Source organism: Kineosporia sp. NBRC 101731, from assembly GCF_030269305.1.
Classification (GTDB): domain Bacteria; phylum Actinomycetota; class Actinomycetes; order Actinomycetales; family Kineosporiaceae; genus Kineosporia.
The window spans coordinates 374,743-396,566 of sequence record NZ_BSTC01000001.1; the positions used below are offsets into that span (position 1 = coordinate 374,743).

15 protein-coding genes and 1 tRNA gene are annotated in these 21,824 nt (G+C 65.9%); 13 read left to right on the forward strand and 3 right to left on the reverse strand.

Annotation, left to right across the window (positions count from 1 at the left end):
- Window positions 1-5 precede the first annotated feature (5 nt).
- Both QSK05_RS01575 and QSK05_RS01580 read right to left on the reverse strand, forming a co-directional pair.
- Window positions 6-1,859 carry an acyl-CoA dehydrogenase gene (locus QSK05_RS01575; protein ID WP_285593130.1) on the reverse strand — a complete coding sequence of 618 codons (1,854 nt, stop codon included), beginning with the start codon at window positions 1,857-1,859 and terminating at the stop codon, window positions 6-8.
- A 186-nt stretch (window positions 1,860-2,045) separates the two neighbouring features.
- The gene (locus tag QSK05_RS01580) at window positions 2,046-2,312 is read right to left on the reverse strand and encodes a GlsB/YeaQ/YmgE family stress response membrane protein (RefSeq protein WP_285593132.1); all 267 of its coding nucleotides are present in this window, start codon (window positions 2,310-2,312) and stop codon (window positions 2,046-2,048) included.
- 176 nt (window positions 2,313-2,488) lie between these two features.
- Here QSK05_RS01580 and QSK05_RS01585 point away from each other — a divergent pair, with 176 nt between their 5' ends.
- The 6 genes from QSK05_RS01585 (at window position 2,489) to QSK05_RS01610 (ending at window position 10,224) form a co-directional block, all read left to right on the forward strand.
- Window positions 2,489-3,022, forward strand: a complete 534-nt coding sequence (locus tag QSK05_RS01585) for a hypothetical protein (RefSeq protein ID WP_285593134.1) — start codon at window positions 2,489-2,491, stop codon at window positions 3,020-3,022.
- 139 nt (window positions 3,023-3,161) lie between these two features.
- Complete coding sequence (locus QSK05_RS01590; protein WP_285593136.1) at window positions 3,162-4,892, forward strand: aldehyde dehydrogenase family protein; 1,731 nt, start codon at window positions 3,162-3,164, stop codon at window positions 4,890-4,892.
- Window positions 4,893-5,303: 411 nt separating this feature from the next.
- On the forward strand, window positions 5,304-6,158 hold the full coding sequence (locus QSK05_RS01595) for a phosphatase PAP2 family protein (protein WP_285593138.1): 855 nt from the start codon (window positions 5,304-5,306) through the stop codon (window positions 6,156-6,158).
- A gap of 95 nt (window positions 6,159-6,253) precedes the next feature.
- On the forward strand, window positions 6,254-7,078 hold the full coding sequence (locus QSK05_RS01600; protein ID WP_285593140.1) for a MerR family transcriptional regulator: 825 nt from the start codon (window positions 6,254-6,256) through the stop codon (window positions 7,076-7,078).
- Window positions 7,079-7,338: 260 nt separating this feature from the next.
- Window positions 7,339-8,259, forward strand: a complete 921-nt coding sequence (locus QSK05_RS01605) for a DNA-processing protein DprA (protein WP_502879723.1) — start codon at window positions 7,339-7,341, stop codon at window positions 8,257-8,259.
- A 747-nt stretch (window positions 8,260-9,006) separates the two neighbouring features.
- Window positions 9,007-10,224: a glycosyltransferase family 39 protein gene (locus tag QSK05_RS01610; protein ID WP_285593143.1), complete on the forward strand. Its 1,218-nt coding sequence runs from the start codon at window positions 9,007-9,009 to the stop codon at window positions 10,222-10,224.
- 84 nt (window positions 10,225-10,308) lie between these two features.
- Here QSK05_RS01610 and QSK05_RS01615 read toward each other — a convergent pair.
- Window positions 10,309-10,382 (reverse strand) — tRNA-Gly (locus QSK05_RS01615).
- 127 nt (window positions 10,383-10,509) lie between these two features.
- Here QSK05_RS01615 and dcd point away from each other — a divergent pair.
- From dcd to QSK05_RS01650, 7 genes are all read left to right on the forward strand, one after another.
- The gene (dcd, locus tag QSK05_RS01620; RefSeq protein ID WP_285593144.1) at window positions 10,510-11,085 is read left to right on the forward strand and encodes a dCTP deaminase; all 576 of its coding nucleotides are present in this window, start codon (window positions 10,510-10,512) and stop codon (window positions 11,083-11,085) included.
- A gap of 25 nt (window positions 11,086-11,110) precedes the next feature.
- A complete protein-coding gene (locus tag QSK05_RS01625; RefSeq protein WP_285593146.1) occupies window positions 11,111-12,160 on the forward strand; it encodes a hypothetical protein in 1,050 nt (349 codons plus the stop codon).
- 230 nt (window positions 12,161-12,390) lie between these two features.
- The gene (locus QSK05_RS01630) at window positions 12,391-13,944 is read left to right on the forward strand and encodes a glycosyl hydrolase family 18 protein (protein WP_285593149.1); all 1,554 of its coding nucleotides are present in this window, start codon (window positions 12,391-12,393) and stop codon (window positions 13,942-13,944) included.
- Window positions 13,945-14,032: 88 nt separating this feature from the next.
- Window positions 14,033-15,508 (forward strand): carbohydrate-binding protein, encoded by a 1,476-nt coding sequence (locus tag QSK05_RS01635; protein WP_285593151.1) that lies wholly within the window; start codon window positions 14,033-14,035, stop codon window positions 15,506-15,508.
- A 19-nt stretch (window positions 15,509-15,527) separates the two neighbouring features.
- Entirely contained in the window at window positions 15,528-16,682 is a 1,155-nt protein-coding gene (locus tag QSK05_RS01640; RefSeq protein ID WP_285593154.1) for a beta-1,3-glucanase family protein, read from the forward strand.
- Window positions 16,683-16,781: 99 nt separating this feature from the next.
- Complete coding sequence (locus QSK05_RS01645; protein ID WP_285593156.1) at window positions 16,782-17,936, forward strand: beta-1,3-glucanase family protein; 1,155 nt, start codon at window positions 16,782-16,784, stop codon at window positions 17,934-17,936.
- A gap of 660 nt (window positions 17,937-18,596) precedes the next feature.
- A complete protein-coding gene (locus QSK05_RS01650) occupies window positions 18,597-21,803 on the forward strand; it encodes a beta strand repeat-containing protein (RefSeq protein ID WP_285593158.1) in 3,207 nt (1,068 codons plus the stop codon).
- Window positions 21,804-21,824: the final 21 nt, after the last annotated feature.

The window sequence follows — 21,824 nt, forward strand, 5'->3', positions numbered from 1 at the left end:
ACGGTTCAGAACGCGGACTCGTCGAGCTCCATCAGCGAGTTGTCGGTGCCCTCGAGGATCCGCCGTTCGACCTCCAGGCGCGGCAGCACCTGAGCGGCGAAGAACGTCGCCGCGGCGATCTTGCCCTGGTAGAAGCTCTTGTCGGCGGCGCTGACCGGGCCCTCCAGAGCAGTCGTGGCGATGTCGGCCTGGCGCAGCAACAGCCAGCCGACCAGCAGGTCACCCGCGGCCAGCAACAGCCGCGTGGTGTTCAGCCCGACCTTGTAGATGTTCTTGACGTCGGCCCCCGCCACCCGGGTGTCGGCCGACTGCGTCTCCTTGACCAGGTGGGCGACCATACCGAGCAGGTGCTCGCAGGCCTGGCCCAGCACCTCGCGCTGCACCGCGAGCCGCCCGTCGCCGCTGTCGGCCTTGGCGAATTCGGTGATCTGCTCGGTGATTTCGCCCAGCGCCCGGCCCTTGTCCCGCACGATCTTGCGGAAGAAGAAGTCGGTGCCCTGGATCGCCGTCGTGCCTTCGTACAGCGTGTCGATCTTGGCGTCGCGCACGTACTGCTCCAGCGGGTAGTCCTGGAGGAACCCGGAACCACCGAACGTCTGCAGGCTTTCGGAACCCAGCAGGAGCCAGGCCCGTTCCGAGCCGGCGCCCTTCACGATCGGCAGCAGGAAGTCGTTGATCCGTTCGGCCTTCTCGTCGCGCTCGCCCCGGCGCTCGGCGATCCGGATCGCGTCCTGCTGTACCGCGGTGAGCTGCACCAGCGCCCGGAGTCCCTCGGCGTACGACTTCTGCGTCATCAGTGATCGGCGCACGTCGGGGTGATGGGTGATCGTGACCCGGGGTGCGGCCTTGTCGGCCATCTGGGTCAGGTCGGCGCCCTGCACCCGCTCCTTGGCGTAGCTCAGGGCGTTCAGGTATCCGGACGAGAGAGTGGCGATCGCCTTGGTACCGACCATCATCCGTGCACCCTCGATGATCTTGAACATCTGCGCAATGCCGTCGTGCACCTCGCCGAGCAGGGTGCCGACGGCCGGGATGCCGTCGACCTCGCCGAACCGCAGCTCACACGTCGTCGAGACCTTCAGGCCCATCTTGTGCTCGACGTTCGTGACGAAGGCACCGTTGCGCTCGCCCAGTTCACCGGTCTCGGGGTCGAAGTGGAACTTCGGCACGATGAACAGCGACAGACCCTTGGTTCCCGGCCCTGCTCCCTCGGGCCGGGCCAGCACGAAATGCACGATGTTCTCGGACAGATCGCTGTCGCCCGAGGTGATGAACCGCTTGACCCCACTGATCCGCCACTGCCCGTCCTCCCCCTGGACGGCCTTGGTGCGTCCCGCGCCCACGTCCGAGCCGGCGTCCGGCTCGGTCAGCACCATGGTCGCGCCCCATCGCTTGTCCACGACCATGGCGGCCAGGCGCTGCTGCTCGGGGGTGCCCAGGCGGTAGAGCACGTTGGCGAAGTCGAAACCCGTTGCGTACATGTGGATCGCCGGGTTGGCGCCGAGCAGGAACTCCAGCATCGACCAGCGCAGAGAACTGGGCGCGGTGACGCCGCCGATCTCCTCCGGCACGCCCATCTGCCAGAAACCGGACTCGACGTAGGCCTGGTAGGCCCGGACGAACGGCTCGGGCAGCGTGGCCGAGTGGGTGTCCGGGTGGAAGACGGGCGGAGTGCGATCGCTCTCGATCGCGGACGGGGCCAGGTCTTCGGTGGCGAGACGTGCCATCTCACGCAGCATCTCGCGGGCGGTCTCACCGTCGATGTCCTCGAAGGGCGCGGCACCCAGAACCTGGTCCCGGCCGAAGACCTCGAAGAGATTGAACTCCACATCTCGCAGGTTGTGGCGGTAGTGACTCATCGCTGTTCCCCTCGGCGCTGATGGAACCAACTAAGTTACTGCTTAGTAATATAATTTTAGTGCACGGAGTCACATCCGGCCAGGGGTCCTGCAGCAAAACGGCCGGAAGGCCGATCGCCCTGAGGGGCGATCGGCCTTCCGGTGATGTGGTGCCTGGTGCTAGCTCAGTTCAGTACCGGCTCAGCGTCAGCGAATGCTGCGGTTGGACCGCATGCCCGAGACCAGGGCGACGCCCACTGCTGCCAGCACGACCTGAACCAGAAGCTCGATCCAGTCGAAGCCCTTGGTGTCGCTCAGCGAACCGACGATGGCGGTTCCGATGAGCGCAGCGACAATACCGACGACGATGGTCAGCCAGATCGGGATGTTCTGCTTGCCAGGGACGACAAGACGCCCCAGGGCACCGATGACCAAGCCGATGATAATTGCCCAGATGATGCCCGTGATGGTCATTGTGGTCACTCCTCATAGACATCCGGGCCGCTCCTCGGCCCGGTGCTGTCTCTAGATTGATCCACTTCCGCCAGAGCGCAATTCGAGAGCAATTTCGCTGGTCCGAAACCTTGACGACGAGTCGCCCAGCGGTGTCCGAATACGGCTCGGGCGAGTGGTCCGGTCATACTTCAGGAATGGACGAAGCCGGGCATAGCGGTCAGATCTTCGATCTCGGCCCCCGGCTGGCCTGGGTCTACCTGACCATCGGGGTCGCGCTCATCGCCACGATGGAGGCCATCGGGCTGGCCGCGCTGGTCTTCGCCCTGCTGCCCGCCACTCCCGCCGCCCTCGTGACAGCGGCCCTGCTCACCCCGTCCGTCCTGATCCTCGTGGTGATGGCCAGCGCGCTGAACGGCCGGATCATCGTTGATCCCGGCTCCCTGACCTTGCGCTTCGGTCTGATCGGGGGTGCCGCTGTGCCCCGGGCCATGATCGTCCGGGCCGAACGCTTCGACCCGACCACGGCCCTCAGCCCGATCGGTCTCGGGATCGACGTGCCGTTCGGCTCAGGCCGCGCCACCGTCACCCGGGGCGGTCCGGTGCACTTCGTCCGGGTGACGCTGCGCGGCCCGGCCCGGGTCCGGCTCACCGTGTGGCGGCACGCGATCGCGAACGAGCTGGTCCTGAGCACATCGCGCCCCGACGAGCTGGTCAGCTCATTGGTCTGAAGGTCGGTGAGCGCCTCGTCCATCATTCGTGCCTGACCGCAATCTGACCGCAACCTGATCGCACAGAGTGTCGCAACCCACCGGATTTGTGGTCGTTCGGCCATCGCCGCAGGGTGCAGTGCGGGGTCATGATGGATCGGTGACTACCGAGGCACCTCCGCACCGGAGGTTCAGCGCCGTCGATTCCGCCCTGACCGACCTCGGCCGGGGTGTCGAGATCTGGGGTCGCACGTCACTACCCGCCAGAAGGCTGCTCCTGGCCCGGGTGCATGCCCTGACCGCCCTGTACGCCCATGACTGGGTGCAGGCGGCGAGTGAGTTCAAGCAGCTCGCGCCCGACACCCCGCCGACCGGCGAGGAATGGCTGACCGGGCCGTACGCCCTGCTCAACGGCCTGGCCGCGCTCATCGACACGTTCCGCACCCTGCAGCGTGGTGGTAACCCCGTGGACGGGCACCGGTTCGGCACCGCTCCCGGCGGGCGCACCACGGTCAGGGTGCTGCCCCACGACCCGGTCGATCGCGTCATCCTCAACGGCTACACGGCCGACGTCTGGATGCCGCCCGGGGTCACGGCCGAGACCGTGAAGGCGCTCGCCGGCCGGGCGCAGTGCGAGACCGGGCGCACGGCGGGGATCGGTGCGGTGCTGGGTGCGGGCAACGTCACCTCGATCCCGGTGCTGGACGCCCTGCACGAGCTGTTCAGCGCGAACCGCGTGGTGCTGGTGAAGCTGAACCCGGTGACCGATCGGCTGCTGGGGGTGTTCCAGGCGATCTTCCGGCCACTCACCGAGCACGGCGTGATGCGCATCGTCACCGGGGGCGCCGAGGTCGGGGGTTACCTGGTGCATCATCCTGAAGTCGTACACGTGCACATCACCGGTAGCGCGCAGACCCACGACGCGATCGTCTTCGGTCCGGGGCCCGAGGGCACCGAGCGCAAGAAGGCCGGCACACCGCTGCTCACCAAGCCGATCAGCAGTGAACTGGGTGGCGTGGCTCCGGCGATCGTGCTGCCGGGGCGCTGGTCCACGGCCGATCTGCGGTTTCAGGCCGAGAATCTGGCGTCGCAGCGGCTGCACAACAACGGCTACAACTGCGTTGCCACCCAGGTGGTGGTGATCAGCTCGGACTGGGCTCAGAAGTACCAGTTTCTCGACGAACTGCGCGGTGCTCTGGCGCGGGCGCCGCGCCGTGCGGCCTACTACCCCGGCAGTGACGAGCGGCTGAAGGCCCTGCAGGCCGCTCTTCCCCGGGCCGAGAAGCTTCCCGGTGGACGCGTGCTGGCCGGTCCGATCGACGGTTCGGTTTCCTCCGCCGAACGCGACTACCTTTTCGATACTGAGGTTTTCGGACCGGGCCTGGGGGTCGTGACGCTGCCCGGCCTGGGCGCCGACTTCTTGGCCGATGCGGTCGACCTGGCGAACGACTCGATCAGCGGGAGCCTCGGCGCGCACCTGATCGCCCATCCCGCCACACTGCGATCACTCGGTCCCGAGTTCGAGAACCAGCTTGCCAGAATGCGTTACGGCTGCATCGGGGTCAACGTCTGGATCGGACTGGGATTCGCCCTGCCCGGTGTTCCCTGGGGCGCCTACCCGGGCAACCAACTCACCGACGTCGGAAGTGGAATCGGCACGGTGCACAACGCGCTGCTCCTGGGCGGTCCGGAGCGCACGGTCATCCGGGGCCCGTTCCGCCCGGCCCCGCGGTCGCTGTTCGCCGGTGAGCCGGCCCTCGCTCCGCCGAGGCCGCCGTGGTTCGTGACCCACCGCACTGCGCACCTGACCGGCGCGGCGCTCACGGCGTTCGCCGCCAAACCCGCGTGGAACCGGCTTCCCCGGATTCTGGCCGCCGCGCTCCGCGGCTGAGGTCCAGTTCACATCGCACGTCTGTCCTGATCCCGGGGGCCCGTGGCTCTGTCTGATGTGTCTCAGTCTCGCGTGTGGAATGGCGGAATGGTTCGCCCGGGGTGATCGTTAGCAAGCGTGGCAATGCCGCGTATTGCGTTGCCCCAGGCGTGTGCCTGGCAATAGTTAATGTTGCACGTCCTTTTTCGTTATGCGCCGCCCGGTCACTACTGCTCTGGTTGTACAACCTCAGGAGGATGCCAAATCGTCTGGGCGGCGATAAACCATTACCTAGGATTTCGGCCCCCGCTGTGGGGGCAGCGGCAATGTCGTCGAGTACAGGAGCATGACAATGCGGGTTCGCGCTCAGGCGAGGTGGGGAAAGGCGCTGGCCGATAACGGCTTACGCCACGCAGACGGCAGGATCGGCTAATGGCTCTGCTGCCTGTCGACTATGTGCCCCCACAGGTCGGTACGCAGGCGGCAACGGAGCCCAAACGCGTTGCGAAACAGGAGAAGTCCGAAGATCGGGTGCATCCCCGAGGCGGTGTGATCGGCCAGCTCGTGCTGGTTGTCGGCGCCTGGGTGCTCTATTCGATGGGGCGTTCCTTCTCCGGTCAGGACATCTCCGCCGCAGTACATCGCGGGCAGACCATACTGCGGCTGGATGACGACCTCGGGTTCAGCTGGGTGCTCGACGTCAATCAGTGGGCGTTGCAGCACGGCTTCCTTGCGGTGCCGTTGTCCATGGCCTATGCCAGCCTGCACTACCTGGTGACACCGCTGGTGCTGGTCTGGTTGTGGCGCAAGCGTCCCGCGGCCTACCAGTCCGCCCTCTGGTCGCTGATCGTGATGTCTGCCATGGGCCTCATCGTCTACATCACCATGCCCGTCGCGCCGCCGCGGCTCCTGCCCGGATTCGCCTGGATGGACATGCTGCGGGTCTGGTCGGACTACGGCTGGTGGGGTGCTGGGGCCAGCGCGCCCAAGGGTATGGAGCACCTCACCAACCAGTACGCGGCCGTGCCGAGTCTGCATGTCGGCTGGGCTGTGTGGTGTGCCTGGGCCTGGCACCGGAGCGGTGGCCGGTTCGCCCGGCGCTTCGGCTGGCTGTACCCCGCCGGGGTGGCCGTGACCGTGGTGCTGACCGGTAACCACTACGTGATCGACGTCGCCACCGGCGTCCTGGTCGCCGGGGTGGCCTGCTGGTTCACGCCCCGGCTGATGGCCCGGGCCGGCGCCTACCTGGCCTCCCGGAAGACCTCGATAGAACTACCGACGGCTTAGCCGATCACCGAAGTGGCCCATCCCGTCCGGGACGGGCCACTCGCGTCTTGCGTTCTTGACCCTCCCACCGTGTCAGGCCATAGACCAGGGGAGTCATGTTCACCATTGGAGACTTCGCCAGACACGGCCGGGTGACGGTGCGGATGCTGCACCACTACGACCGGCTGGGACTGCTGCGCCCGGCATCCGTGGACCCGGCCACCGGGTACCGGTTCTACGAGGCTGTGCAGCTGTCCCGGCTGAACCGGATCGTGGTGCTGAAGGGCCTGGGCTTCACGCTCGAGCAGGTGCTGTCGATCATCGACGGGAAGATCAGCACCGAGGAGCTGCACGGCATGCTGCGACTGCGCAGGGCCGAGCTCCAGGAGCGGGTACGTCAGGATCAGGACCGGCTCACCCAGGTCGCGGTGCGACTCTCCATCATCGATACGGAGGGCGTCATGCCAACCGAGGATATTCAGATCAAGTCCGTGCCGGCCGTCCGGCTGGCCCAGCTGTCCGCCCCGGCGGAGAACTTCGAGCCGACCTCGATCACCCCGGTGATCGGTCCTCTCTACCAGCAGCTGTACGACCGGCTCGCCCAGGCCGGAATTTCCCCGGTCGGCCCGGGAATCGCCTGGTACGAGGAAGATCCGGGCGGGGAAGGCGTCATCGTTCACGCCGGCTGCCCGGTGAACCTCGAGCTCGGCCCGTCCCATGATGTCGAGATCATCGACCTGCCGGCGATCACCCAGGCGGCGACGATCCTGCATCACGGCCCCATGGACGACGTGCTCACCTCGATCCAGCGGCTGGCCCACTGGATCGAGGCCCACGGCTACCGCTCCACCGGGCTGAACCGCGAGCTGTACGTCCATTACGGCACGGGGGACGCGGCGGAGTGGGTCACGGAACTGCAGGAGCCGGTCGTCAAGGTGTAGGGCCTGTCCTGGCACCTGCGTCGGGGTTCGGTCGGTTCCGCCGAACCCCGACGCAGGTGCGGACGCCTGAGGAGATTCCTTCGATGGACTCCGCCTCTGGCTTTGGGTCGAAAACAGTACTTTTATGGACGCGAGTACTACGGTGAGTGCCGAGGCGGTCACGATTCTTCAGTTCGGGCGGGGGTCGCATGATGTCGGAGTTCAGGCGCGTCGCCGCATCTGGCAGTGCAGTGGGGATGCCGCGGCCTAGGCTTGTGCTCATGCACGTGGCCTGGGACGACGAGGAACGGGCCGCTCTCGTGGCCCTCCTGCAGTCCAGGCCGGACGGGCTCTCGTGGGAACAGATCACCGATCGCGTTGCCGAGCTGGGCAGTGCGCGGGAGTTGTGGTCCCATCTCGTGCCCGCCGATCTGCTGGATCAGACCGGAGACGGCGACCCTCGGCTGATCGAGGCGCGTGCGCAGGTACGTTCCTGGCAGGATGCCCCTTTCGCGTTCCTGACCTTCATGAATGACTTCTACCCGGCCCAGCTGCGCGACGTGCAACAGATGCCACCGTTTGTCTTCGCTGCGGGCCGAGTGCTGGAAGACGATCGAGGCGTCTGCGTGGTCGGGTCCCGTCGGGCCACTGACCACGGTCTGAACATGGCTGCCGAGGTCAGTCAAGGTCTCGTCGAACGTTCGCTCACCGTGGTCTCGGGCCTGGCCCGAGGCATAGACGGCGCGGCCCATCGGGCAGCTCTCGATGCCCATGGTCGAACGGTCGCGGTCATCGGTACCGGGATCGAGCGTAACTATCCGCCGGAACATGCCGAACTACAGGCGCGGATCACATCGGAAGGCCTTGTGCTGTCGCAGTTCTGGCCGTCCTCGCCGCCGGGTAAGCAGACCTTCCCTCTCCGCAATGCCGTGATGAGTGCCTACGGCCTGGCCTCGGTCGTCATCGAGGCCGGGGAGACCTCAGGGGCGCGTATCCAGGCGCGGGTAGCAGTTGAGCACGGGCGGCCGGTTGTCCTGTTCAAATCTGTTGTAGAGAGCACCAGTTGGGCTCCTTCTCTGGTGGGTGCACCCGGGGTGTGCGTGGTGCGGTCGGCCGACGAGGCGCTCACCGCGATCGACAAGTTTCTTGAGGCAGATGCGGAGATCGACCGCTGGCTCAGTTCTGCCGGCGAGCCGTGGTAGGCGTAGACGAACGAGCGAGAATACGTCAGGTTCTGTATGACCGGGTCGGTGCCTTCTTCTGGAACACCAACTACGTCAAGGGATTCACGTGCCGGGTATGTAGGGGTCCCGCAGATCTTGAGTTCTGCGCTCGATGTCGTGGGCATCGAAGTGAGTATGGTTCGGAACTGGCAGATCTCGTTCTGACGTTGACCTATGTCAAGGGAGAGAAAGGCGCAGCGAACAGGCACCAGTCGGCCACAACGATGAGGCGGTACAAGTCCGAGCCGTCTTCACGGAGGGCCGCGGGGAACCTGGCGCTGATGGTTCACGCCGCATCGCTCCTGCATCAGGGCTGCATCACCGAAGCGTTGGGGACTGGGATGACCACCGGACTCTGCTCGACCGTCTCGCGGGGCCCTACGACGCGGCCCATTGTCCACTGTCGGGCATCGATGAGTCGGCCTGTCTCGGGGACGGGTCGGGGCGGCGCCGCAGACGTGGACCTCAGTGAGGATCACCTGGGTGTTGACGTCGCGGGGCACATAGAAAAAACTTACGGGTCATAGGTTTCCGGCTGCTTTGGCAGCCGGCGGTCCCCACCGACGGGTCAGCCACGATCCCGCTGCGTCGGCTGATATCAGCCGGAATGGCTCATGGTGCCCTCGTCACCCGTTTGCCAACTGCCGGGCGGGGCAACGTCGGTCCAGCGAGTGGTCGCTGTCTGAGGTTTTTGCGCCCTACCAAGGTAATCAGGATGATTCAGCGATGAGTTCATTGCAGGTCCTGACCAAGGGCGAGCCAGAACCTGGCGCCCGCCCCACCCCCGGGGGTCAAGAATCCGGGAGGCGTGCGCGTCTGGCGGCCGGAGCGCTGAAGGTCTGGAGCCGGGTCGAGATCTGGGTGATCAGCCGGGTCGCCGTGATCGGCTCGCTGCTGCTGCTCGGGAGTATGGTCAAGGTCTCCGACCAGCCCTGGGACGCCTCATCGGGTTGGGCCGCCCATCGCTTCGCGGCCTTCGACTCCGGGCAGTTCCTGCGGATCGCGGAGTCCGGCTACTTCCCCGGCCCGGTCCGCTGCTGTTCCCAGGCGTTCTTCCCCGGATACCCGCTGCTCATGCGCGCCATCGCTCCGCTGCTGGGTGGCCACGAGATCTGGGCCGGGATGCTGATCACGCTGGTTGCGGGCGTGATCGCGGCCGCCTTGCTGTGGCGTCTGGCGGCGGAGCACGGTGGTCCGGCGGCCGGGCAGGTGGCGGTAGCCGCTCTGGCCCTGAACCCGCTGAGCCTGTTCATGGCGGTGGTGTACAGCGAGGCCCTGTTCCTGGCCCTCGCGCTGGCCGCCTGGCTGCTCGCGCGACGGGGCCGGTGGTGGTGGGCCGGTCTGGCCGCGGCGGGAGCAACCGCGGTCCGGGTCAACGGGCTGTTCCTGATCTGCGCGCTGGCCGTGATGTTCGTGATCCAGCTGTACCGTCGGCGGCCGGGAGTGCGCTGGTACGCCGGTGCCTCGCTGGCGCTTCCAGTGGTTCCCGTCGCGACGTATTTCGCCTGGCTGCACTCCCAGACCGGGTCCTGGACGGAGTGGAACGACGCTGAGAAACTCGGATGGGACCGGAGGCTGGCGGCACCCTGGACCGGACTGGCCCAGGGCTGGTCCGATGCCTTCCTGAACGGTCGCGTCTCGATCCCGGCAACGGCTGATCTGGTCGCGGTGCTGGTCGGACTGGCGGTCACCGTGGCCCTGGTGGTGCGCAGGCGCTGGCCGGAAGTGACCTACATGGGCCTGAACATGGTGGTGCTGGTCTGCTCGACCACCCTGACTTCCTCCGCCCGGTACACCCTGACCTGGATCCCGATGTACATCCTGCTCGCCGAGATTCTTGCCAGACCAGGACGGCGCTGGCTGCAGATGCTTCTCGCCGCCGCCGCGATCCCGCTCCTGGTCTTCTTCACCGGTGCCTGGACGCTGCGTTGGTTCATCGGGTAGTTGCCCGCGACTCATCCCGCTGAAGCCGCCAAACGACGAAGCGCCAGACAGGTGCTTGTAGGCCTCTGACCTGGCGCTTGGTGGTGGAGCGGGTGACGAGAATCGAACTCGCACTGTCAGCTTGGGAAGCTGATGTTCTACCATTGAACTACACCCGCGTTGCCCGTCTTCCGACCGGGCCCGCACACACTATCAAGTCTGGGCGGCGTGTGGGGAATCCCGCCTCGTGGGATCTTGCCGCGGCGTGGCGGCTTGCGGGCGGTAACTCCTTGCTACCTTGTTCCGGTGCTGCTCAGCGACCGCGACATCCGTTCAGAGATCGAGAAGGAACGGATTGGCATCGACCCCTTCGAGGCGTCGATGATCCAGCCGTCGAGCATCGATGTCCGCATCGACCGCTACTTCCGGCTCTTCGACAACCACAAGTATCCGGTGATCGACCCGTCGGAAGAGCAGCCTGAGCTCACGCACCAGGTCGAGGTGCCGCAGGACGAGGCCTTCGTGCTGCACCCGGGCGAGTTCGTGCTGGCGTCGACCTACGAGAAGGTGACGCTGCCGGACGACGTGGCGGCGCGGCTCGAGGGCAAGTCGTCGTTGGGTCGGCTGGGGCTGCTGACGCACTCCACGGCGGGCTTCATCGACCCGGGATTCTCCGGGCACGTGACGCTGGAGCTGTCCAACGTCGCGACACTCCCGATCAAGATCTGGGCCGGGATGAAGATCGGTCAGCTCTGCTTCTTCCGTCTGACCAGCGCAGCCGAGCATGCCTACGGCAGCGCGCACTACGGATCCCGGTACCAGGGGCAGCGCGGCCCGACGCCGAGCCGTTCGTACCTCTCGTTCCACCGTACGATGGTCTGAGGATCTTCGACGGGAGGAAGCGTTCGTGGCGGCCCGCAGACGACGTGACCGGGCAGTGGAGCCCGTGGCCGAGGTGGAAGACGGTATTTCCGTCGTCGATCTTGCTGCGCGGCATCTGCTGCTCTGTCCGACCACTGTCGATATCGAGGTGGTCGACACCCTGGTGCGCGACCGTCTCCCGAACAGCGACCTCTACAACACCGGTGAGGTCCAGATCGGGCGGCACAGCCGCATCACAGGCCCCTACGAGCTCTCCATGGAAGATGCGGTCGACGCCGGCGTCCCCATGCCCTGGACCATCTGTTACTGCCTGGAAGCCCCGGTCGAGCGGGAAGACCCGCCGATGCCGGGCGTCGACGACCGCGACGGATTTGCCTACGCGTTCCCCGAGGGTCTGCCCTGGCGGGATGAGGGACGCGCGTTGCAGCTGCTGGTCAGTCTGGCGCGGCGGATCGGTGGTGCGGTGCGGGTGGCCGGCACCCTGCAGCTGATCCAGCCCGATCAGGAGCGTGCGGTCGACTACATCATCCACTCCCGTACGTGGCTCGAGCCCGACACCTTGCTGGGCATCGTGAACCGGGAGATGCCCGGCGCCGTGCTCGCCGTCGAGGGGGAGGACTGGCCCGGGCCACCGGATGCCGCCTACACCGGCGAGATCCTCATTGAAGACATCGGCCGGAGCCCGCTCAGCTCGCAGGATCTGGAGGCGCTGCACGCCCGCGCCGACGCCCGCGACCGCAAGATGCTTGCCGAGGACGATGTGATCGACGGCTTCGCCATCGTCGGTGACTTCGGCTGGGACGGCGTGGTCGAGATCCAGGTGCATCTCACCGACATCGACGACCCGACCGTGATCGGTCAGCCCTGGGCGAGCGAAGAACTCGTCACCTACGAGGTGCGCTGGCAGCCGCCGAACCCGGAAGACCGGGAAAAGCGCTATCCACCAGAAGCTTTCCGGGCCGGCCGGGCCCGCGTGGCTCCGGTCATCGCGCGTACCGCCCGGGCTCTGGTCGAGGCGGCCGGTGGTGTCGTCCTGGACGAGGACAATTTCGGGGTCGATCGCTACACACTCTGAGCACACCGTCTTTCATCAGCCCCTGGGAGCCCTGCTCCCGGGGGCTGCTCTGCGTGTTCGCGTCGTAGCGGTTCACTCCTCATAGGTATGGGGCTCTTTGGCGCCACCTAAATGATTCCTAAGGGGCCTCTGAGCAGGCCGCACGGCCTGATCCGGCTGATACGTTCTCGTATCGGCAGTTAATTTAAGACCCCTCACTAATCATGAATCCCACCCTGAAAGGGATCGCCATGAAGCGTGCTCGAATCGTCGTAGCCGGGCTAGCAGCCTCGGCTGCGGCCGTCGCGATGGTCGCGACACTGACTCCGCTGGGCGCCAGCGCGGCCAACCCTGAGGCCGCGACGGAATGCACCGGAGCCTCCTGGGCCAAGAACGCCTCGTACAACGGCGGCGACATCGTCACCTACGAGAATCACTCCTGGACCGCGAAATGGTGGTCCTACGCGGACGTTCCCGGCGCCAAGGGTGGTTCTGAGGTCTGGGTCGACGGTGGATCCTGCTCCGGTACCCCCACCGACGAGCCCACCGCGATGCCGACCGCCACCGGATCACCGACCGATGAGCCCACCGAACCTACGGACGAGCCCACCGACGGCACCACCACGGAACCCACCGACGACACGACCACCGAGCCCACCGACGGTTCGACGCAGGAGCCGACGACCCCCGCGGGTGGGGCCAAGGTCATCGGTTACTACACCAACTGGAGCACGTACGGCCGTGACTTCCAGGTGAAAGACCTCGACACCAGCGGTGCCGCCGACCACCTCACCCACATCAACTACGCCTTCGGAAATGTCACCGGCGGCAAGTGCGTGGTGGGTGACTCCTACGCCGACTACGAGAAGAAGTTCCCGGCCGAGGAATCCGTCAGCGGCGTGGCCGACACCTACGACCAGGCGGTCGCGGGCAACTTCAACCAGCTGCGCGAGCTGAAGAAGAAGCACCCGCAGCTGAAGATCGTCTGGTCGTTCGGCGGCTGGACCTGGTCCGGCGGGTTCGGCGAGGCCGCGGCCGACCCCGCGGCCTTTGCCCAGTCCTGCCGGGACCTGGTGGAGGACGAGCGCTGGGCCGATGTTTTCGACGGCATCGACATCGACTGGGAGTACCCGAACGCCACCGGTCTGAGCACGGACACCAGCGGCTTCGACAGCTACCGCAAGGTGATGTCGGCGCTGCGAACGGAGTTCAAGGACGACCTGGTCACCTCGGCGATCACGGCCGACGGCACCGACGGCGGCAAGATGGAGGCGGCCGACTACGGTGGCGCCGCGCAGTACGTCGACTGGTTCATGCCGATGACGTACGACTTCTACGGCGCCTTCAACGCGCAGGGCCCGACCGCCCCGCACTCACCGTTGACCGATTTCGCCGGCGCGCCGGAGCCGGGCTTCGATTCCGAGACGGCGATCGCCAAGCTGAAGAGCCTCGACATTCCCTCGGACAAGCTGCTTCTCGGCATCGGCTTCTACGGCCGCGGCTGGACCGGCGTCACCCAGGAGAAGCCGGGTGGTACCGCCACCGGCGCCGCGCCCGGCACCTACGAGGCCGGCATCGAAGACTACAAGGTGCTCAAGAAGAAGTGCCCGGCCACGGGCACGGTCGCCGGCACGGCGTACGCCAAGTGCGGCAGCGAGTGGTGGAGCTACGACACCCCGGAGACCATCGCCGGAAAGATGGACTACGCCAAGAAGCAGAATCTGGCGGGATCGTTCTTCTGGGACCTGTCCGGCGACACCACCGACGCCGAGCTGACCCGGGCCGTGGCGAACGGCCTCAGCTGAAAAAGCCTTTCGGTGCCCGGTCGGCCTGAACCGGCCGGGCCCCGCTGACCACCAGTTCGTGAACCTTCCCCGAAGAGGATCACCTCGCATGTCACAGAAACGTCTTTCGCGTACGCGCCGGACGGCGGTCGTCGCCTCCGGAGCGGTCGCAGCGGCCGTGATGGCGGCAGTCGCCGTCGCGGTGCCGGGTCACAGTGCGCCCGCCTCCACGGTGGCCGCCTCGACCGACGACTTCAGCACGGTCTGGTCGGACAACTTCGAGGGAGCCAAAGGCACCTCACCTTCGTCCGAGAACTGGCTCTTCGACATCGGTCACAGCTATCCCGGCGGTGCCGACGGCTGGGGTACCGGTGAGATCGAGGAGATGACCGACTCCACCGCGAATGCCGGCCTCGACGGCAACGGCAACCTGAACATCACCCCCATCCGCGACGCGTCTGGCAACTGGACCTCGGCACGCATCGAGACCCAGCGCACGAACTTCGCCGCTCCCGAGGGTGGCGTGGTGCGCTTCGAGAGCCGCATCCAGCTGCCCAATGTGAGTGGCGATGCGGCACAGGGTATCTGGCCTGCCTTCTGGTCGCTGGGCGAAGACTTCCGGGGCACGTACACCAACTGGCCGGGCATCGGCGAGGTCGACGTGATGGAGAACGTCAACGGCCAGAACACGGTCTACGGCACCCTGCACTGCGGCACCGCGCCGGGAGGTGTGTGCAACGAGTCAACCGGTCTGGGTGGCAGCAAGACCGGATTCAGCACCCGTCTGCAGAGTGGTTTCCACACCTATGCGGTGGAACTCGACCGCAGTGGGACGACCGAGGAGCTGCGCTGGTACGTCGACGGCGAGGAGTATCACACGGTCACCGAGGCCGAGGTCGGCGCGGACGTCTGGAAGAAGGCCACCGATCACGGATTCTTCCTGATCCTCAACGTCGCCGTCGGCGGTGGCTGGCCGGGCAGTCCGACGGCCGCCACCGCGTCGGGCAAGCCGATGACAGTCGACTACGTCAAGGTGCTCCAGAAGGGCGGGGACACGAGCGGCTCGGACGAACAGACGCAGGCACCCGAGCCCAGTGAGACGGCGACGACCGAGCCGGCCGCAGACCCGACCGCCGAAGTCCCTGCCACTGAGCCGGTTACGTCCAACGGTTCCGGAGAGCGCGACGCCTTCGGCACCATTCAGGCCGAGAGCTTCGACCGTCAGACGGGTATCAAGACTCCTGCGACGCAGGACGGCGGAAAGAAGCTGGGTTCCATCGCGAACGGCGACCTGGCGGTGTACGAGGGCGTCGACTTCGGTGACGATACGGCCCACACCTTCGTGGCCAAGGTCGCTTCCGGTGCGGACACCGGCGTGAGCGGTCTGATCCAGGTGCGCCTCGACAGCCCGGCGGCAGAACCGGTCGCCCAGATCTCGGTGGCGAACACCGGCGGCTGGGAGAAGTACAAGGCGGTGCCGGGCGAGCTGGCCAAGACCACCGGCACGCACGACCTCTACCTCACCTTCACGTCGGGCAGCACCCAGGAGTTCGCCGACGTGGACGCCTTCACCTTCAGTCGCTGACGAGAATTTAGGACGAAAAATGCCAAACCTGACTCGCCGCAACCTCATCCGTGGGGCCATCGGCGGTGGCATCCTCGGAGCCGTCGGTCTGACCGCGGTTCCCCAGCTGGTCCACGCCGCCAACGGGTTGCCCCTCAAGGTCGTGAACAACACCGGTAAGAGCAGCGACCAGATCTGGGTCCACGTCGTGGGTACCCACCTGTCCACCGGGAAGATGGGCCATATCACGGCGGACGGCAACTTTGCCGAGATCGCTCTTTCGGACAACGCTGCCAACGGCTACACCAACTACGGCATTCGCCTGAGCCAGCTCAACACGCTGCCGCTGGCCGCGCTTTCGGGACGCGTGTACATCTCGATCGGGGAGCAGCTCAAGTTCAGGGTGGTCGGCACCGGTAGTGGTATCGGTCTGCAGTACCCGGCCGGCTGGGTCAGCAGCGACCCGTCGTACAACATCGTGCACGACTTCATGGAGTTCACGAACAACGACAGCGGCATGTACTGCAACACCACCATGGTCGATATGTTCGGCCTGCCGATGTACATCACCCTGGGCGGTTCGAAGACCCAGTCGATCGCCCAGTACAAAGACGGTGCCCGGGCGAAGATCTTCGAAGCCCTGCGTCGGCAGAATGGTTTCGAGAAGCTGGTGCAGGGCGACCTGCGGGTGATCGCGCCGGGTCACGGTATCGATGCCGGGCTGTTCTCCAGTACCTACCTGGACGGGAACATCAACGCCCGGTGGTCGCAGTACAGCTCGCAGACCATGACGATGACGGCGAACAACCAGCAGTACACCGGCAAGATCGAGGGCTCGAAGTTCGTGTTCCGGCAGAACGGCGTGGTGAAGGCTTCGTTCGCCAAGCCGACGACCAAGGACGTCTTCTTCTGCAACGGCGCCCTGATCTCCCCGAACGACGGTGTGAGTGGCCCGATCGGGGCCATCCTCGCCGCCGGTCTCAACCGGGGAGTGTTGGTGCAGACCCAGCAGCCGGTCACCGACCCGGCCCAGTTCTACCCGGGCACCACGACGAATCACTACTCCCGCGTTCTGCACGCGAACACGGTCGACGGCAAGGCCTACGGCTTCGCCTACGACGATGTGTGCGAGCAGGCGTCGTACATCCAGGACAACGCGCCCAAGAACGTCACGCTGACGCTGCAGCCGTTCTGAGTCAGTGACTGAGACGACCTGAAGCGACCAGAGGTGCCCGGTGACCGTATCGACGGTCACCGGGCACCTCGTCCACCATCATCTGAAGGAAATCGATACATGCCGAACCTGAGTCGTCGCAATCTGTTTCTGGGTGCTCTCGGCGGTGGCGCGCTGGGCGCGGCCGGCCTGCTGGCCGTTCCCGAACTGGTGCACGCCGCGAACAAGCTCCCGCTGAAGATCGTGAACAACACGGGCAGGTGGAGCAGCGACAAGATCTGGGTGCACGTTGTCGGTACCGAGCTGTCGTCGGGACGTATGGGTCACGTCAAGGCCAACGGCACTTTCGTGGCCGCCAGCCTGGCGGACAACGGTGCCAATGGTTACGCAGCCTACGGAATGCGTCTCAGCTCACTGAAGAGCATTCCGATGGCCAGGCTTTCGGGTCGGATCTACATCTCTATGGGTCAGCCGCTCAAGTTCAAGGTGGTGGGTAGCGGCAACAGCGTCGGTATCCAGTACCCGGCGGGATGGGTGAAGACCGACCCTTCCTACAAGATTCTGCACGACTTCATGGAATTCACCTACGATGGCGGATTCCACACCAACACCACGGCCGTGGACATGTTCGGTCTGCCGATGTACATCACGCTCACCGGCGCCCGGAAACAGACCACCGGCCGGTTCGCATCGGGTTCCCGGGCCAAGGTCTTCGCCGAGATCCGCAAGCAGCCGGGCTTCAAGAAGCTGGCGATCGGGAACCTGCGCGTGATCGCCCCCAGCCACGGCCTGGACCGCGGGATCTTCTCGAACTCCTATCTCGACCCGTACATCGACGCCCGGTGGGAGCAGTACGCGTCGAAGACGCTCACGGTGGTGGCGAACAATCAGACCTATCTGGGCCGGGTCGAGGGCTCGAAGCTGGTGTTCCGCCAGGATGGCGCGGTCAAGGCCAGTTTCGTCAAGCCCAGCACCCGTGACGTGCTGTTCTGCGACGGGGCGCTGAACGCGCCGAACGACGGTGTCGGCGGGCCGATCGCCGCGGTGGTCGCGGCCGGCCTGAATCGCGGTGTCCTGCACCGCACGAAGCAGCCGATCAAGAACGACAACCTCTACTACCGTCCCTCGCGCACGAACCACTATGCCCGGATCCTCCACGAGCACACCGTTAACGGCAAGGCGTACGGCTTCGCCTTCGACGACGTCTGCGAACAAGCCTCGTTCGTGACCGACCCTGCCCCGAAGAGTGTGACGCTGACGCTGCAGGCCTTCTGATCGGCCGGAAGTCCCAGCAACGGGGGACGTCGCCGGTAGTTCCAGCGATGTCCCTCGTTGTTTGCGTTCGGGACTGTAACTCGTTCGGCCTCATCCGTTCTGGCGAGGTTGTCGGGATCTAGGCCTACTTGAGCCGTCATCTTTTCGGTTCGATCCGGTGGCGCTGATCTGATCGAGCGACGCGGTGTGCGGCTTTCTGGGTGAGCCCACCTGTGGCTTTTCGGGCGCACTCTCGACCGTTCGCGGCCCTCGCTCAAGATCGATCTGAGCGATCATGACCGGTTTGGGCGGCCTGTGTCTGCCGTCTCGCTCGGAACTGTGCAGGTGAGAGACCTGCGGGCGATCCGAAGGTCCTCGGTGCGACATTCGCGGTCACTGAACGTTAATAGACCGATTATCCGGTGTTATTCGTGATGCGTCCGGCGTCTGATGATGCGGGCGACACGTCGAGACAAGCCCTAAGTCATGACGCCATGTAGTCCTTCCCCTACAGTCTGTCGCGGGTCGCAGTCGTCGACCCGTGTCTGATCTCAGTGATAGCCCGACCCTGCCGGGCCCCTCCGCGACGGAAGTGCCGCGAGTGGGGGACGGGAGCTCACGGTCACGGGTCAAGGGGCGATCTCCACCGCCGGTGGGATCGCAGAGGAAGGAACAAGCTTGATGAACCTCCAGAGCAAAAATGCGCGCATTCCCATTGCGGCGCTGGGCGTCACGGCCCTCTGCAGCGCCGGCCTGGGGATCTTCGCCTCGCCGGCCTTCGCTGCGCCGGCGGAGATCGCGCTGAACAGTGGTGCGACATCGATCGCGGTCGGAAACTTCGGCACCGCCAGCGCCGCGACGGCCAATGCTGCGTATGCGTTGAAGATTCAGGAAGCCTCGGTTGCCAACGCGGTGCTGGCCGTGGACTCAGCGCCTACCAACGGTGTGCTCGCGTTCGATCAGGCGGCCAGCAACGCCGTGGCGGCCACCAATGGTTTCACGACGGTGCCGACTGCGGCGGTCAACGAGATCCAGACGTTGACCTTCGGTGCCACCCCTACCACTGGCAGCTTCGACATCACCATCGGCAGCAACACGACGGGCCCCCCGGTCTCTGCGCCGGTGACGAACACGAGCCTGGCGACGGCGCTCAACACCATTGTCGGCGACGGTGACGACGTGACGGTGACCTCGGTCGGCAACGTCTACAGCGCCACCTTTGCGGGGTCCATTGCCGGTACCGACGTGCCGACGATGACCTTCAGCAACAACACGCTGGAGGACGCCGGTACCGACCCGGTGTCCGCCACCGCGGCGACCCCGACGCCGGGAAGTGCGGCTACCGCGGTCGGCACTATCGGTTCGCTCGTGCAGACCGACTACGTGTACGTGACCGGCAACGTTCCGGGGACCTACAAGTTCCGGATCTTCTCGGACGCGAACTCCAACTCGGTCTACGACACGGCGGACGAGCGCAGTACCGCACTCGTCACCCTGAATGTCTTCGACACCGGTGGCCTGGGGACGACGGCATCCGACACGACCGACGACGTCAATCCGGTTCTGGCGACGACATCCCCTGCCCCCGTGGGTGATCCCATTACTGCGGATGTCACCTACAGCAAGACGCTTTCGTTGTCGGATGCTCGTGGTGCCTCGGTGGCCACCGGCCTGGGCGGGCGGCTGAACGATCTGACGTTCATCGACCGTACGTCCTCCGCCGCCGGCGTCGGGACGAACTCCAACCTGCAACCGACCTACTCGACCACCACCGGGAAGAGCACCTTCACGGTCGGTACGCCCACCGGAGCCGGGTCGATCACTCTGAAGAGTGACCTGGCCGCGGTCGCACCCGGGACCTACCCGACCGACAATGCCAAGACCATTGCCGTGGCATCCAACAATGTCGCCACGCTGACCCAGGGCACGACGGCGGTCGAGGGCAAGGTCAAGGTCACCGGCGGTACGGTGGCGGCCAAGTCCGGCACCGCTTCTCTGGAGTTCACCGCTACGGCGGCGGACAGCACACCGTTGCCGGTGGCCGGGGCGAAGGTCACCTTCACCGTTGCGGGCGACGCCACGAACGTGGCCAAGCTGACCGCTGACGGTACGGCCGGTACCGCGACGGCGACCAGCAAGGTCTACACCGCGACGACCGACGCGAAGGGTGTTGCCACCCTGAAGGTCACGTCGAGCGACTCGTCCTCGGGTACCTACACGGTCAGCGCGACCTCGAACAGTCACTCCGGCACCACGCAGACGGTCACCTACGCCGCGTCGGCGGCCACCGAGATCGCCACCACGAGCACCGCGGCCGAGCTGACGCCGACCGTCGGGGCGACGAGCGTGACGCTGAAGGGCGCCATCAAGGACCAGTTCGGGGCGCCGTTCGTGCCGTCCCAGAGCGACCCGCAGCAGGTGACCGTTCAGATTCCGGACGGCACGACCGCCGGATTCGCGCCGGTCTCCGCCACCGGAACGTTCTCGTACGTCTACACGGTGCCTGCCCCGGCTCCGGTGGTCGGCGACACGAAGACGTTCGACTTCGAGTACGGCTCGGTGCTCGATGGCGCATCGCCCGGGGGGACCATCCGTTTCGCCAGTGCTTCTGCTGCCTCGAAGGTGACGCTCACGACGCCGGTCACCGGCGCCATGAGCGTGGACATCCTCGGGAACGTCGCTCCGAGCCCGGTTCAGGACGCCACCGGTACGCCGCAGTTCGGCAACCTGACCGGTGCCGTGACCGGTACGGTCTTCGACGCCTCGAACGCTGCACTGGCGTACAAGGCAGTGACGCTCACGGGCGGCAACGGGGTCTGGTTCTCGACCACGGCCACTCCCAGCGCCACGGACAAGCTCGTCGAGTCGCTGGATGTCGTGACCGACGCGTCCGGTGCGATCAGCGGTGCGTACGTCTACTTCTCGAAGTCTGGTGAGCACACCGTCACGGCGACGTCGGGTACGGCCACCGCTACGTCCACAGTGACGGTCGACAAGCCGGCTGCCGCTGCCGGATGGACCGTTTCTGTCGACGACATCGCCGGTGCCCCGGGCTCGACGCTGATCGTGACCGGCAAGGTCATGGACATCTTCGGTAACGCGGTCCAGGGCGCGCAGGTCGACCTGAGCACGGGTACCTCGACGGTGGGATCGCTCGGCGACTCGACCCTGACGACCAACGCCGCCGGCATCTTCAGCACGACCTTCCTGACCGGCTCGAACTCCAGTGGCGATGTCGAGCTGACAGCGGAGATCTCCAACAACCCGGGCACCCTCACCGCGAACGCGACGCTGGTCGCATCCGGGTTCACCGCCCCGGCGGCGAAGGACACGGCCACCGGCGAGATCAAGATTGCCGTGGCCAAGCTGACTCTCAGCGCCACGGCGAGGGTCACCGCCAGTGCGACGGGTGGTACGGCGAAGCTGTCCGGCACCTACCTGCCGAACAGCTCGGTCGACATCTACTCGAAGGAATCCGGCGAAAGGTCTTACAGCCTGCTGGACTCGGTGACCACCGACGCCGAGGGTGAGTGGGGTCTCTCCACGAAGGTCAACAAGTCGACCTACTTCCTCGCCAAGTCGAACGGCCTGAGCAGCCCTTCCGACCTGACCGAGGTCTGGTCCAGCGTGAGCCTGACGGCCAAGGCCCTGGGTAAGGGCAAGGTGCGGCTCTCGGCCAACGGCGACCCGAACTCGAAGGCCACGCTGACCTTCTACCGCTCGATCGCGGGCGCCGACCCGGTGCTCAAGAAGGTCACATCCAGCTCCTTCGGTGCTGGGTCGGTCACGGTCGCGCTGCCGAAGGGCCAGCGTTCGGTCTACGTGACATACAAGGCCGCCGGTACCGGTCTGGGCACCAGCAAGACCCTGAAGGTCAACGTCAAGTGATTCCTGAGGGCCTGGCCCTCG

Bases quoted from the DNA above. Each gene is read 5' to 3' on its own strand.
- QSK05_RS01645 (WP_285593156.1), top strand. From the start codon at position 16,782: ATGCCGAACCTGAGTCGTCGCAATCTGTTTCTGGGTGCTCTCGGCGGT.
- QSK05_RS01635 (WP_285593151.1), top strand. From the start codon at position 14,033: ATGTCACAGAAACGTCTTTCGCGTACGCGCCGGACGGCGGTCGTCGCC.
- QSK05_RS01600 (WP_285593140.1), top strand. From the start codon at position 6,254: ATGTTCACCATTGGAGACTTCGCCAGACACGGCCGGGTGACGGTGCGG.
- QSK05_RS01595 (WP_285593138.1), top strand. From the start codon at position 5,304: ATGGCTCTGCTGCCTGTCGACTATGTGCCCCCACAGGTCGGTACGCAG.
- QSK05_RS01575 (WP_285593130.1), bottom strand. From the start codon at position 1,859: ATGAGTCACTACCGCCACAACCTGCGAGATGTGGAGTTCAATCTCTTC.
- QSK05_RS01580 (WP_285593132.1), bottom strand. From the start codon at position 2,312: ATGACCATCACGGGCATCATCTGGGCAATTATCATCGGCTTGGTCATC.
- QSK05_RS01610 (WP_285593143.1), top strand. From the start codon at position 9,007: ATGAGTTCATTGCAGGTCCTGACCAAGGGCGAGCCAGAACCTGGCGCC.
- QSK05_RS01650 (WP_285593158.1), top strand. From the start codon at position 18,597: ATGAACCTCCAGAGCAAAAATGCGCGCATTCCCATTGCGGCGCTGGGC.
- QSK05_RS01605 (WP_502879723.1), top strand. From the start codon at position 7,339: ATGCACGTGGCCTGGGACGACGAGGAACGGGCCGCTCTCGTGGCCCTC.
- QSK05_RS01585 (WP_285593134.1), top strand. From the start codon at position 2,489: ATGGACGAAGCCGGGCATAGCGGTCAGATCTTCGATCTCGGCCCCCGG.
- QSK05_RS01630 (WP_285593149.1), top strand. From the start codon at position 12,391: ATGAAGCGTGCTCGAATCGTCGTAGCCGGGCTAGCAGCCTCGGCTGCG.
- QSK05_RS01640 (WP_285593154.1), top strand. From the start codon at position 15,528: ATGCCAAACCTGACTCGCCGCAACCTCATCCGTGGGGCCATCGGCGGT.